Below are 12,712 nucleotides of genomic sequence, written 5' to 3' on the forward strand. Positions count from 1 at the left end.
GCGGTGCCCGAGACAGTCTGCGGATCGCCACCTTCAACTGCTCACGGCGGGCATGCCGCGGCGAGGGGTCGCCGTACTTGACCACTTGGCGCCACTTGTAGAACCACGCTGGGAGACCTCGAGCTCCCGGCACGCCACCGCCTGCGGCACTCCGTGCTGCTCCTCTGGATGACGATGAAGGTGGCCACGGCTACCGGCCGATCGTGTCCTTGCCCCAGAGCGCCGCCGAGCGCTTGAGTACATCGCGCTCCATCGCCAGCTCATCGTTCTCCTTGCGCAGCCGGTTCAGCTCGGCCCGCTCATTCTCACTCAACCGGCCGTCACATTTGGCGTTGGTGAGTACCAGAACAGCCGACCCGTCGCTTATCAACGCGCCAGATCAGGCGAGCAGACCGTGACGTCGTCGATGCCGTCGCCTGGCCGGCACTCCTCGGCAGTCAGCACGCCGGGCTGAGCAACCCAGGGCTGGCCGTCAGCGGTCGTGCTGATCTGCGTTTCACGGTCGTAGTGTGCCTCGTCCGAGACCGCCTGCTCGACGGTGGTACGCGCGAGGTGGGACATACCGAACGGAGGGCGCTCATGATCCAGGCCATACTTCGAGAGGTCAGGCGGACTTGCTGTCGTGCAACGGGAGAACGTCAATGTCCCTAACGGGCCAGTGCGGGTACGTCTGCGTGGTGCCAACCTTCTTCCACCCCCAGCGTTTGATACATCGCGTGAGCTTGTGCACCTGGGCGGGCGATGAGGCTCGCGAACGACTCTGGCCGGTCGGCGAGGAGAGCACCGACCAGCTGGCGGGAGAAGCCGCGGCCACGGCAGTCCGTGTGTACGCCGATCTCGGTCACCGCTAAAAGAGGGCCCGAGGCAACGTCGGCAGGAGGCGGGTCAGTCTTGACACCGGTCCACCAACGTCCACGAGGAAAGTGAATCCGTACGAGAACCCAACGAGACGCCCGTCGAGCTCGCCAGCGACCAGAACGGACCCATCAACGCCGGCATGCTTCGTTAGACGGATCTCGAATTGCTCGATGTCTCCATCCGACATCTCGTGAGGTTCGGAGTGGGCGTTCGCGTAGAGCGGCTTGAGCCTGGGGATGAGTTCGGGTGTCTCGGTCCCCGTATGGCGGGGTCAAGATCAGGCTCATGCTCTCTGCCTCGCCGCGTGAGCCGTTAGTCGACTGCCTGCTCCCAGGCCACCAGCTCCGGACGTCTGCCAGTGGCGAGGAACTCGGAGGCCGCCGCACGAGCCTCCTTTACGGTGATCGCGCTGCCTTTGCCCATGGTCCTTCAACGTCGTCGTAGAGCGTCAAGGAACTGAAGGCCGCCCCTAGCCCAATGTTCATCGTGGCGAGCTCGTCCGCACTGACCAAATCGACCCTGGTCGACCGGGCAGACTTGCGACTCGGTCAAGCAGCTCGTCGAGCTGAGCCTGACTGCCGATGCGCTCCTGCCCCGCGCCATCGTCGTAGTAGGCCGTCAAGAAGTCGTTCATGCGAGTCCTCTCCCATCACCGCTGCAGACCGCGCCCGTGCAATCAAGCGCACGAGCCTAAGCACGCAGGCTGGTCATTGGTTCGCAGCAGCGGTCCCGCCGCTACGCGACTCCGCGGCGAGGAGCCCGACTGGCGGAGCCGCCATCGCGCTCCCCGAGTTCAAGCGACCGAGACCTTTATGACGAAGTGGCCGCGTCACTCAGCGCCGCGCAGATTGACGTCTGGTGGGTCCACGCGGACGGCACAGTCGAGCTGTCGTGAACTAGCCTCGACGGTCCAGGGCAGACCGCGTTCGTAGGCAGCACGGCCTGCACAGATGCCAGCGGGTGTCAGTTGGCGCGTTCGATCCGTTCAAAGATGTCTGCGTCAGTCTCTCGCTGCCAGGCTGGTAGCTCGTCCCAGTCGGCGACGTAGCTGGGTTTGGGGTCGGGGATGTGGCGGTAGATTTGCGCGATCCAGCACAGCGCCACAAACCGGCCCTTCTGCTCCCGGCTGAGCTTGCTCGTGTTTCCTTCAGAGACCTCGACGAACGCCCGCACCTGCTCGTAGACCGCCGCCACGCTCTCCCGCTCCCAATCGGGTGTCTCTTCCCACGGTGCGACGTACCCGGGCTTTGGTTCGCCGGGGTAGTGCTTCGTCACGCCTGCGATCCATGCGTCACGGAAGATGCGGCCCTGTTCGTTCGACAACAGCGTTGCTCCTTTGGACGGGTGAGATTCCTACAGCGGCGAGCGCTCGACGGACAGGCATGCCGAGATGTCTTCGCTCAAGCGCAACAGCCGCGCATCGTGGCGGTGGCTGGCGAGCTGCTCGTTCAGGCCGGAGAGCTTGCGAGCGATCACGCCCGAACCAGACTGCTTCGTCAGGTCCATGGCGGCGGTTGCGTAACTCACCGTCTGCTCGACATCTCGGCGCATCACTCCTACGTTTGCCAGGTCCACCAGCACACTACCGCGCCGGCGCAGCGAGACGGGCGTACTCAGTGCTTCTTGCAAGGACCTCTCCGCCTGGTCCGGTTTGCCGAGGAGGGTGTAGCAGGTACCGCGTTGCTCGGGCAGCCGCGAGCCGTCGAAGCGCAGCCATCCTCCGGTCTGACTCTCGCGGCCTAGCCCTCTCACCTGTTCGGCCTGTTCCAGTGCTCGCTCGCTAGCACTCAGATCACCCAGTCCAGCGGCGGCCTCGGCCTGCACGGCACTCACCCAGTAGCGCGTGGAGAGGGCGCTATCGCCTTTAGCAGCCAGATCAGCTGCCGAGGCCAGCATCGGGACCGTGTCCGCGAACTGCTGTTCATACACGCTAATGAAAGCATGCCGAGTCAGGGAACAGGCCCACATGTCGCGGGCATCCGCCTCGCGGGCAGCCTGTGCGGCCAGGGTGTAGCAGTGGGCCGCCGAGGTGTACTGGTCGTTGTCGAAGAAGACCTCGCCGGCCAGCTGAAACAGGTCACAAGTCAGCTCGCAGAGGGCTTGGCGCGTAGCTGCTCGGTGTGTCCGTTTCAGTCGGTCGACCAACTGAGCGAGTTGTTGCGTCACCAGTGGATACACCGCCTGCTTGGCAGTTGCCATCGCGAAGATCTGCCACAGGTGCTGGTTGAAGTTCGCCAGCTCCGCAACCGACCCAGCGTTCAGAGGCCCGTCGGCGACGAACTCGCTCCGATCGCCGACCAGCTCGGCTCCCGCAATAACGGTGCCCGCCAGGCTGAGGAGTCGCAGCAAGCCTCGGCGCGGCAAGTCGGTCTCTGTGAGTTTTCCAGAGGCCACCGTCTCGGCGGCCGGCCGCGATTCTGACGGTCCGCTGCCACCTAAGACAGCGTTGAGCTGCGCACTCGAGACTCCCAACGCCTCCGCGAGCCGCGGGCGGGCAAACGGCACTGGCACGGTACCGCCAGCCTCCCAGCGCGCCACGGTCGAGCGGTCCACGCCGAGATGCTCAGCCAGACGCTCTTGGCTGTACCCAGCCGCGCGTCGCCACTCGGCCAATCGGGTCCGCTTGCCTGCCACCGTCGTATCTCCACCTCCCACCGGCTGCTTGGCAGAGTGCCGCGCGTGTGCAGCGTTGGTCAAGGATGCGCCAGAGATGCCACAAACGTGCGCTGTCGTGTACCCAGCGTAAGGGATGCAATTGGGTCTAGGCCGGACCAGTGGTGTCGCTCGACATCCCGCGCCCCGCCGCCTCAGATTGTCGCCCCTCATCTCGACGTAGGAGTTGGAAGCGCCATGACCGGTACGTGGGTCCTCACGCTCATCGCAGTTGTGCTGTACGGGTTCATGATCCGAGACATCTCGGAGGAGGTGCGTGGCGAGTGACTGCCCTCGTCGACGACCAAAGCCCGACCGACCGCCGGGTCCGGGTCTGGTTTGGTGAGCATGTCATCGCGGATTACACCGCCGAGCCGACGACGGCCATCCAGTACCAAGCCGCGATGACTCGGCGCTTCGCCAGTCTTCGCATCACCATCGAGCCAGTGACTGTGGCGGTGGACGAAGATGCTGCCAACTCGTGAACGGCCTACACCGACGCGGCTGGTGGTCCCGACTTTGGGAGCGTTTGGTCGCGACGTTCCGCCAGTGGATGGACGAGGAGCGGTGACCGACTACGCCCGGCCACTGCTGCTTGGCTATGCCCGGCGTGACCTGTACTTGTCCGACCGACACATCGACGACCTGAAGTGTGAATTCGAAGCGTTCGCCAAACTCGAAGGCTTTGCCATGGGCTCGGTCTACCTCGAAGACCCCGATACCGCTCCGGCAACGTTCGAGGCGTTGGTGGCCTCGGTCAACCGCTGCCAGATCACGGCAGTAGTCCTGCCAAGTCTTCGACACCTTGCACTGGTCGGAAAGCCGGCAGCGGTACAAGTGCAGTTCGAGCGCGTCACGGGGGCTCGCATCGTGCTGCACAAGGTCGCCCCATGAACCGGCGGGATCGGTGGGGAGCCGTCGTCCTCAGCCCTCACGTGCAGAAGATCGCTGCACACCCACCGGTCCCGCCATCTGCGGTCCTTGTCCGAGTCGTCCTCTCCCCTGTGGAGGACTCGGACAAGGGTCGCCCGATAGCCGGCTGGCGCGGGACGCGGAGGCGAGTCCGTCCTGCGCCAGCCGTTCCACCCTCTTCTCAGCGCCCCTCGGAAGTGAGGCCAACATATGTCCCAAGTCGAACAGATGAAGATGCAGCTGCACGGTCTGGCCGACCAGTCGCGGCAAGGCGCGGCCAGCTTGGCCGGGTTCAAGCAGCGCTTCGAGCAATCCAGCCAACAGGTCCGCGCCCTGATCCGCGGTACGGCAACGCGGGCCGACCAGGACATTGCAACGATGCTCGATGCAGCCGCGAAGTCCGTCGACCAAGCCGTGCAGTCGTTGCAGATCGCAGAGGCTGGCTGTCGCAGCTACGCAGACCAGATCTAGCCGGCCACGGCGCGCATGCCATCCGAGCTGCAGCGGATCGCCGTACAGCTGCTCGCATGCCTGGACGAGTCGACGCGGGCGGTGAACTACCTGCACGACCGAGCCAGGAAGAGCCGCGAAGCCGCAGCATGGATCAGCAGCTCGAGCAACAACCCAGGCGCCCGCATGGCCGCCATGCAGCTCGACGAGGCAGCGCGGCGCTGCGAAGAAGCCGCCCACTACCTCTCGCAGGCTGAGTCCCGAGCGAGGGCGTGGGTTGAGCAGATGGTCAGCGGAATACGGACCGCCGAGCCGGGCGGTGGCTCCGCAGGTCGGCGAAGGCTCGGCCCGGGCGGAAGCACCCCACCCGCCGAACGTCGGCAGAACGAGAACCAGGAAGAGCCGGACGCTGGCGCGTCGGACAAGATCGCGGGAGCCGGCGGCGACGGGACTCCAGAGGAGGTACTGCCGGCACCGAGAATCAGCGACGAGGAGGGCTGGCGTCTGTTCGGGACACTGCCGATCCGTGACGGGTCAGTCGTCAGCCGACCGAAGACGCGGGGCCTGTGGAAGGACGCCGATGGCAAGGAACACCCGCTTGTTAGCGGCCAGCGGAGCAGCGACGGGCAGGGGGTTGACCCGTACTACCAGCAAGTCAAGGAGTTCATGCGCGAGCAGCGGATCGGCCGCCAAGACGCGGATCCGATGGTTGCCTCACATGTGGAGGCCAAGTTCGCGTTGTTCATGCGTGAACGTGGCCTGAGGCACGAGACGATCGTGGTCAACAAGATCCCTTGCCCCGGTCGATTCGGCTGTGACCAGTTGCTGAAACTGTTCCTGCCACCAGGCAGTACCTTGACCATCTTCGGTCCCAACGGATTCAAGAAGACGTACGCCAGCCAAGACAGAACGGGTGAGTGATAATGCCGAACACGGTGGAAGCCTTCTACGAGAGCGATGAACCGACGCTTATCGAGTCCGCCGACGACGTCGATGCACTTATCGATTCCGTCTTGGCAGGGTCGTTCGACAACTCCGTCATCACGCTCTACTGCACAGCCCGTCCCCTTATGGACTCCGGCGTTCCTGATCACGAACTGCGGGTCGCCCTTCACGCCGAGGCCAAGGTCGGCGGCATCCGCTACGCCGGCGACGACGGCACTCACGAAGGCAGCTGGTACGTCCCTGGACAGGTCAGCCTGCGCGAGGAGGTCTTCTACAACTACGCCGGTCACGATCAGGGCTGGCCGCAGGACTCCGAAGTCAGCATCGATCAGGTACGCCAAGCGGTGCGGGAGTTCGTAAGCGGCGACGGCGCCCGACCGTGGTCCTTCGAGTGGCGCGACTGGCCCGAAGGCGTCAGCTGAACCCGGTATCGGAGGCAGCAGCCAACCATCGTCTCACCCCCAGATCTGGCAAGCACCTTGCGCGGACTTGCGAGGTACTCGCCAAGAGCTTGGCCACGAGCGGACGCCCGCTCGATGATTTGGCCGGGCACCACCCACAGCGCAGTACTCAATCCGGAGGTCATCGTGGCACTACAGTTCTACGGCAAGGACCCAGATTGCCCAGGCAACAACTGTCCTGCGGTCTTCCGAGACGAGGAGACTGGAGACGTCTACTTCCAGGGTGAGACGGTTGTCGATCCGACCCTGCTTGCCAGGCTGTCCGAAGACAGCGGCCTCTCGGACTCGGAGTCGGTCGTGAAACTACCCGCCAGGATGGCGGAGATGATTGTGGAGGCGTGTCGTGCCGGAGCCGTCGTTCGATGAGCTGCTCGCGAGCAGCACGCGAAGTGTGCTGAAGCTGGAGCTTCGCGACCAGTACATGCTCGACGACCCCGCCTTCGCAGCATGGAAGGCGGGTGATCTCGACCAGGCGGTCCGCGAGTACACCGGCTGGACAGAGATCGCCAGCTCTGCAACAGCACGAGGCGTCGCGTTCAAGCGGGTCCGGATCATCAGCGAACCCGTGTCGGAGTACATCGCGTTCGAACATGCCGTGACCTCTCGGGTCAACGTGGTTGCGGGCGAGGCGATTCGCTGGGTACCTCGCCCACGAGTGTCGGCGATTGCCCTGCCTGGCAACGATGTCTGGATCTTCGACGAGGCAACGCTACAGTTCGGTCTGTTCGCCGGTGACGGGCAGTTTGTCGGCAACGAGGTCAGCACCGATCCAGGCGCAGTGAAGCTGTGCCTCTCGGCCTTCGAAGCCGCGTGGGAATGCGGCATCGACCACGAGCAGTACTCCGTTACGCTTTAGCGGTCCTGCCTCTACGTCGTTACCGATCTGGATGCCTGCTTCGCAATCCTCAAGTGCCCAGAGCGCCCGTCAGGCGCTCGCTGACCGGCTGCGGGATATCAGACTCGACGCGGGACTCTCCGCGCGGGCGTTGGCCACCGCGGCCGGTTGGCACGAGGCCAAGACGTCCAAGATCGAGCACGGCAAACAGCAACCATCCGAAGCCGATCTGCGCACCTGGTGCGCAGTCTGCTCCGCGACGGCGCTCCTGCCCGAGCTCATCGCCGAGCTGCGGTCGGTCGACTCGATGTGGCTGGATTGGCGACGCGTCGAACGGACCGGGCTACGCCATCTCAACGCCTCCGTCCGCGACCTCTACGAACGCACCAAGCAGTACCGCTCCTACTGCCAGACCATGGTGCCCGGACTCCTGCAGACCGCGGACTACACGACGGCGGTGCTCACCTCGATCCGGGCTCGCCGGCACGTCGCGATCGACGACATCGCCGCAACCTTGGCCGAGCGTATGGATCGCCAGCGCATCCTCACCCAAGGCGGGCACACCTTCGCCTTCGTACTCGAAGAAGCCGCGCTGCGCTACCAACTGGGCGGCCCGACGGTACTCGCCGGACAGCTGCGCCATTTGCTCGACGTCATGCAACTGCCGTCGGTGAGCCTCGGCGTGATTCCCGCCGACATGGACCGATCGCCACGCTGGCCGGTCGAAGACTTCTACATCTTCGACAACGCTCAGGCCAACGTGGAGCTGGTAACGGGCTTCCTGACGATCACCCACCCACGCGAGATCACCATGTACGCCGAGACATTTACGGCACTCGGCCAGCTCGCTGTGTACGGATCGACCGCCCGCGCCCTGATCAAGGCCTCGCTCGCGCATCTACCTGTCTGAAACCCCTTCCCCCTCAGCGGACGCGAGCAAGTCTGAGCAAGTTCATCGAGACGACCACAGCGCGACTTCTACGGTCAGAGCGTGATCATCGGGAACAGTTCTCGGACTGGTGGAACCAGCCAGTACGACGTCGCGACCGCACAGCCGACGGATCGGCTGCCGGGCCGAGAGCGCGGGCAGCGGGGCCACACCGGCGGCAACTGCTATTCGCTGACCTGCAACTGCGAACCCGCTGACCGCAAGCAAGCAGTCAGAGGACCACGTGCCTACGCCTATGTGTGCGGGCCTCTCCTCATCTGCCAACCCCAGGTCACCCGGACCAGACAACAACTGGCATCCTATGCAGCCGACGCAGGCCTCGAACTCGCCGCGGTCTTCGTCGAGGAAGACTGGCAGTGCCTGTCGGCGTTCGAACGCCTCTTCCACGCAACCATCCGCGACCAGGTCGACGTCGTCCTCCTACCGAGCATGCTGCACTTCACGGCCCTCGGCTCACCACGCTCGATCAAGCCATCCTTCGAGGCCGTCACCGGCGCCCGTATCGTCACGATGCTCTGACGGAACATCCCATGGCCGGCGAGGTCGGGACCCAAAGCCAGTCACAACACCCTGCCTCGCAGGGAAGCTCAACGCGGGGATCCAAGTTGCTCAGGCCTAAGTACACACGGCGAAGCTGACAGGCGAGTCTCGAGCATCGCATGGATGCCACCTCCGCCACGCGCTCTGCTGCGAGACAGCGGATTGATGACGTAGCGTAGTTGCTCCAGCATCTCTCGAGGAGGCGGTCGCCGTGGGCGTCTCGACGGGCCCTGCGTCGGGTGAGCCACCCGTGCCCGCTCACGATGCGCTGGAGGATTACGCGCTCAGTGACGAGGCCGGCGGCGAAAGCGTTCAGACCGACGATCCCTTCTTCGTCTCGAAACAGGCAGCTGCCGTCTTCAAGCACAAGCTCCTCAAGGTCTACTTTCCCAAGTTCGCCGGCAAGGCAGGCTCGAACGAGCCGGACAGGCGCTTGGTGTACGTCGACACCCATGCTGGCCGCGGATCGTACGACGACGGAACGCCAGGTAGCCCGCTGCTGATCGCACAGAACGTCGCCGGCATGACTCAGCGGCAGATCGACTGTCTCTTCGTGGAGGCACGCCGGTCCAACCACCAGCATTTGAAGGCACTGCTGGAGCGCGAGATGCCGCCCACCGCTGTATGGGATGCGCTGCACGGAGCGGCGAGTGAGCACCTTAACCATGCGCTGTCCTTCGCAGCCGACTCTCCGCTGTTCATGTTCATCGACCCTTACGGCTTGGGACCGACGTTCCCAGAGGTGACACGTATCCTGAACCGGCCGCGCCGCGGCTTCGGCAGCAAGACCGAGGTGCTCTTGAACTTCATCTCTGGCGCCTTCGCCCGCGCCGGAGGATACCTGCGAATGAACACGCTGACTCCACAGCGGCTCAAGACGCTCGAGCATCTGGATGAGGTACTCAACGGCCCCTGGTGGCGCGACGCCTACCTGTCCGTAGATGTCCCGAGCGCCGCCGTCAAGCAGATCGCAGCGGAGTACGCCAGACGCGTTGGGAACGCGACGGGCTGCAGATCGACGTTGATCCCTGTAAAGAACCGCGCACACCATGTACCGCTGTACTGGCTCGTGCACTTCACCAAGCATCAAGACGGCGTGTGGTGGATGCGCGAAGCTGCCAGCCAGGCGAGCGCTGAGTGGCGGAGATACTGCAGTCCACCACCGGCAACCGACGACGACACACTCTTCGCACTGGAAGACCCGTTCCCGGGGGAGGAGCTGACGCGCCAGCAGCAGTGGATAGATCACATTGAATCGAATGCCCGCCGAGTGCTCGACCGGGCCAAAGTGATCAACGTTCCCGTCGATGCGGAGGAACTCTATGGCGAGGCCCTAGGACTTGCCTGGAGCAAGCATTTGCGGCAGGGCCTGGCTCGCTTGTATGACGACGGACTGCTGCAGCCCAAACCGCTGGCCAAAGACCTCGACAAGTATGTGGGAGTCGCTCCGCCTGCCGGGCCTTGATGTCAACCGGACCCGACCGCCCGTGGCATCTCGTCCCAGACCTCTCCATCCAGCACCCGACCGAGCGCCTTCGGCGTCCTGCCACCCCACTGCTTGAAGAAGAACGGCACAGCACTCTGTTGGCAGGCATCTCGAATCCCGCGAGCCCAGCTCAGATCCATCGGGCGGCAATTGGGGCCGGATTCACCGCCCGCGATGACCCAGTCGATGCCGGTCAAATCGATGCCGTCCAAGGGGCCGAGCAGTGGTTCACATGAGAGGAACCTCACCGCCGACGGCACTGCCCTGAGATCGTCGACTCGCGACAACGTATCCGAACTCTCGACTGAAACGCCCATCCAGAGATTCTGCGGCCAGTCGAGTCGGTCAGCCATCCTCCTCAGACGGACCGATCGCTTGGTCAGCACCTGGTATGTGTGGCGCGGAGTCTCCCTGATCACGTCGAAGACGTCGCGGACAAAGGCGATCGGAACGCGGGCGTGAAAGAGGTCGCTCATCGAGTTCACGAATACCACGCGTGGCGAACGCCATCGGTGTGGCTCCTGCAACGTGCTGGCATGTGTCGTGACTCCGAAGCCCGGTCCAGACGTCCGCGGATCACCGTCGTTCTGATACTTGGCGTTGCCCATCGCCTTTAGCCGCTTGGACAGAGTGAGCGCGTAGCAGTGATCGCAGCCGGCGGAGACCCTGTCGCATCCGGTGACAGGATTCCAGGTCGCCTCGGTCCACTCAATGGCCGATCTGTCACTCATCCCGCGATTCCTCCATCACTACCCGAGCAGTCCGCTCGAAGCCCACGATGATCCTAGGTCGCACCGTTGTCGACTCGCCTCGCCGCCACCGCAGCACGACGCTGCGGATAGGCAGCCAAGCACCGGCATGCCGACTTCTGACCCACAGGAGGAAATGGAGAGCGACCAGCCCAGGGGGTGCTTCCGTCCGCGATGATGGCGCAATGATGAGTGAGTCGCTCAGGACGCGGTTGGATGAGCTTGAGAAGGTCAGCAGTCCCGCCCGCCGTGGACAACGGCTTGAAGGCGTCGTCGCTGAACTCTTTAGGCAACTGCACTTCGAGGTCCGGCTCAATCCGGGCGCCGCGAGGCCCCGGCAGACCGACGTACTGGCGAGCAAGGCCGGCGAGGCGTACCTCATCGAGTGCAAATGGCGCAGCGACAAGGCGACCGTCGACGACATCGACAGTTTGAGATCACGGCTGCGGAGAACAGACCGTGGCGTTGTCGGGATCCTCGTCAGCTTCAATGGATTCAGTGGATCTGTGCTCTTCGATGTTGAGCACCACCGAGAGCAGCCTGTGTTGCTGATCTCGGGCGATGAGCTGCGACTGGCAGCTGATCGGCGTGAGAACCTCTCGGATCTGTTGTGGCGGAAGAAGGAGGCTCTCTCCACCGATGGCAGAGTGATCGTTGATGAACCGCTCATCAAGCGCCGTAAAACCAACCGACCGATCATCAAGTTGCCGAGCGCTAAAGAATCCTTCCTGATGGCGAATGGTGCAGCGAGCTCGGTTGTCAGCTGCGGCGGCTCTCTCACGACGATGCTGTTCGCCCAGTATCTTGCCGACATTGACTGGGTCCCCGCTGCCGGACACGGAGTGACACTGGATGTCACGCCAGCCGCTCGCAATGAACGTGAGCTCCTGGGCCTTCTCACGATGCTGGCGAACCTTGGGTGGGTGACGTCGAGCGCCAGTTGGAGTATCAGTCAGTCGACAATGAGCTGGCACGGCATAGGGCCAGACGCGTTCGCTGCCGAACTCCTGAGGTGGAAGGAACGAGCGCGTACTCCGGGAGCTCACCACAGTGAGGAGATCAGCTACTTCGACCGCTGTGATGGCGGCTTCTACACATTGACGGCCAACATGGCCGCTAGCCGGTCCCGCACAACAATCGCCCCGAGTCTGTCCTTCCAACTTCAAGGGATACCGCTCGACACCGGCCCGCTTCTCCAACTCTGCCGATCGGCTGGGATCCACCACGGCGTCTACTTCCGACCACGTGACGAGCGATCAGTACGCCGGCACCGCGGCGCCGCCCCGCTTGCGACAGATGTGAACCCGATCTGCCTGATCATCTCGCCCGCGTCAGGACCTCAGCTGAAGTTCGACCACTGGGTGACTGGCATGGTCATCGCGAACCCCTTCCATCAAGTGAAGGGCCCAAGCCTGCCAATGGACATCCCCGCGCAGATAGGCGAGAGCGAACAACTCGTCTGCTCCTTGGCGCACCACCACCCAAACGATGGCAGGCAACTCGCCTACCACCTTGACCACATTGAGGACACGTCAACATCCAACGCTATCGTCATTCGCCCTGTGGTCGACTGGACGGAGCCCGACCGGCCGGCACAAGACGACGTTCCACCGCGCTTACAGGATGAGCCACGGTCTACAGATCGCAGAGCCTCGAGCTAGCCGTCGACGGTCGATCGCTGTCGACCCGTGCCGACGCCAGCACCGCCCCACAGAGCAAGCATGACCCCGGCACACCTCTTGCATGCTAGGACATTCCGTCGCCGAAACGACTAGATGAACCACCCCGGGTTTGATGCACACCTCCTTCGTTGGGAAGGTGGCAGTCATGCCGAGCAAGTACGACGAGCAGACCCGGGCCAAGGCGGTTCGTCTG

General features: G+C 63.8%; 18 protein-coding genes. 12 read left to right on the forward strand and 6 right to left on the reverse strand.

Annotated features, from left to right (window positions below):
• Window positions 1-190 precede the first annotated feature (190 nt).
• Together E0H50_RS44340 and E0H50_RS38785 are read right to left on the reverse strand one after the other, a co-directional pair.
• Complete coding sequence (locus E0H50_RS44340; RefSeq protein ID WP_272948558.1) at window positions 191-313, reverse strand: hypothetical protein; 123 nt, start codon at window positions 311-313, stop codon at window positions 191-193.
• Between the two features lie 53 nt (window positions 314-366).
• Window positions 367-561, reverse strand: coding sequence for a hypothetical protein (locus E0H50_RS38785; protein ID WP_131296144.1), 195 nt, complete (start codon window positions 559-561; stop codon window positions 367-369).
• Window positions 562-716: 155 nt separating this feature from the next.
• Between E0H50_RS38785 and E0H50_RS44345 the strand changes: the two genes are divergently transcribed.
• A complete protein-coding gene (locus tag E0H50_RS44345; RefSeq protein WP_272948559.1) occupies window positions 717-851 on the forward strand; it encodes a hypothetical protein in 135 nt (44 codons plus the stop codon).
• 319 nt (window positions 852-1,170) lie between these two features.
• Here the strand turns inward: E0H50_RS44345 and E0H50_RS44620 are convergent, their stop codons facing one another.
• The 3 genes from E0H50_RS44620 to E0H50_RS38800 form a co-directional block, all read right to left on the reverse strand.
• Window positions 1,171-1,281 carry an Imm1 family immunity protein gene (locus tag E0H50_RS44620; RefSeq protein WP_131296145.1) on the reverse strand — a complete coding sequence of 37 codons (111 nt, stop codon included), beginning with the start codon at window positions 1,279-1,281 and terminating at the stop codon, window positions 1,171-1,173.
• A 540-nt stretch (window positions 1,282-1,821) separates the two neighbouring features.
• Window positions 1,822-2,181, reverse strand: a complete 360-nt coding sequence (locus E0H50_RS38795) for a hypothetical protein (RefSeq protein ID WP_131296146.1) — start codon at window positions 2,179-2,181, stop codon at window positions 1,822-1,824.
• 30 nt (window positions 2,182-2,211) lie between these two features.
• Window positions 2,212-3,684 carry a helix-turn-helix domain-containing protein gene (locus E0H50_RS38800; RefSeq protein ID WP_131296147.1) on the reverse strand — a complete coding sequence of 491 codons (1,473 nt, stop codon included), beginning with the start codon at window positions 3,682-3,684 and terminating at the stop codon, window positions 2,212-2,214.
• Window positions 3,685-3,794: 110 nt separating this feature from the next.
• On the opposite strand from E0H50_RS38800, the gene E0H50_RS38805 reads away from it, so the two are divergent.
• From E0H50_RS38805 to tcmP, 10 genes are all read left to right on the forward strand, one after another.
• Window positions 3,795-3,995, forward strand: coding sequence for a hypothetical protein (locus E0H50_RS38805; RefSeq protein WP_131296148.1), 201 nt, complete (start codon window positions 3,795-3,797; stop codon window positions 3,993-3,995).
• A gap of 82 nt (window positions 3,996-4,077) precedes the next feature.
• Entirely contained in the window at window positions 4,078-4,404 is a 327-nt protein-coding gene (locus tag E0H50_RS38810; protein WP_131296149.1) for a hypothetical protein, read from the forward strand.
• Window positions 4,405-4,650: 246 nt separating this feature from the next.
• A complete protein-coding gene (locus tag E0H50_RS38815; protein WP_238151639.1) occupies window positions 4,651-4,893 on the forward strand; it encodes a hypothetical protein in 243 nt (80 codons plus the stop codon).
• An 81-nt stretch (window positions 4,894-4,974) separates the two neighbouring features.
• Window positions 4,975-5,793, forward strand: a complete 819-nt coding sequence (locus E0H50_RS38820) for a DddA-like double-stranded DNA deaminase toxin (protein WP_238151640.1) — start codon at window positions 4,975-4,977, stop codon at window positions 5,791-5,793.
• A 2-nt stretch (window positions 5,794-5,795) separates the two neighbouring features.
• Entirely contained in the window at window positions 5,796-6,239 is a 444-nt protein-coding gene (locus E0H50_RS38825) for an Imm1 family immunity protein (protein WP_131296151.1), read from the forward strand.
• Between the two features lie 165 nt (window positions 6,240-6,404).
• The gene (locus tag E0H50_RS38830; protein WP_131296152.1) at window positions 6,405-6,644 is read left to right on the forward strand and encodes a hypothetical protein; all 240 of its coding nucleotides are present in this window, start codon (window positions 6,405-6,407) and stop codon (window positions 6,642-6,644) included.
• The gene (locus E0H50_RS38835) at window positions 6,622-7,134 is read left to right on the forward strand and encodes a DUF6879 family protein (RefSeq protein ID WP_131296153.1); all 513 of its coding nucleotides are present in this window, start codon (window positions 6,622-6,624) and stop codon (window positions 7,132-7,134) included. Before E0H50_RS38830 ends, E0H50_RS38835 begins: the two co-directional genes overlap by 23 nt.
• 31 nt (window positions 7,135-7,165) lie before the next feature.
• Window positions 7,166-8,023, forward strand: coding sequence for a helix-turn-helix domain-containing protein (locus E0H50_RS38840; RefSeq protein WP_131296154.1), 858 nt, complete (start codon window positions 7,166-7,168; stop codon window positions 8,021-8,023).
• A gap of 81 nt (window positions 8,024-8,104) precedes the next feature.
• On the forward strand, window positions 8,105-8,581 hold the full coding sequence (locus E0H50_RS38845; RefSeq protein WP_131296155.1) for a hypothetical protein: 477 nt from the start codon (window positions 8,105-8,107) through the stop codon (window positions 8,579-8,581).
• Between the two features lie 271 nt (window positions 8,582-8,852).
• Window positions 8,853-10,067 (forward strand): three-Cys-motif partner protein TcmP, encoded by a 1,215-nt coding sequence (gene tcmP, locus E0H50_RS38850; protein WP_165547447.1) that lies wholly within the window; start codon window positions 8,853-8,855, stop codon window positions 10,065-10,067.
• 2 nt (window positions 10,068-10,069) lie between these two features.
• On the opposite strand, the gene E0H50_RS38855 is transcribed toward tcmP, so the two are convergent.
• Window positions 10,070-10,819, reverse strand: a complete 750-nt coding sequence (locus tag E0H50_RS38855; protein ID WP_131296157.1) for a DUF5131 family protein — start codon at window positions 10,817-10,819, stop codon at window positions 10,070-10,072.
• Between the two features lie 203 nt (window positions 10,820-11,022).
• Between E0H50_RS38855 and E0H50_RS38860 the strand changes: the two genes are divergently transcribed.
• On the forward strand, window positions 11,023-12,498 hold the full coding sequence (locus E0H50_RS38860; RefSeq protein ID WP_165547448.1) for a restriction endonuclease: 1,476 nt from the start codon (window positions 11,023-11,025) through the stop codon (window positions 12,496-12,498).
• Window positions 12,499-12,712: the final 214 nt, after the last annotated feature.

This window comes from Kribbella sindirgiensis, assembly GCF_004331435.1.
GTDB classification, from domain to species: domain Bacteria; phylum Actinomycetota; class Actinomycetes; order Propionibacteriales; family Kribbellaceae; genus Kribbella; species Kribbella sindirgiensis.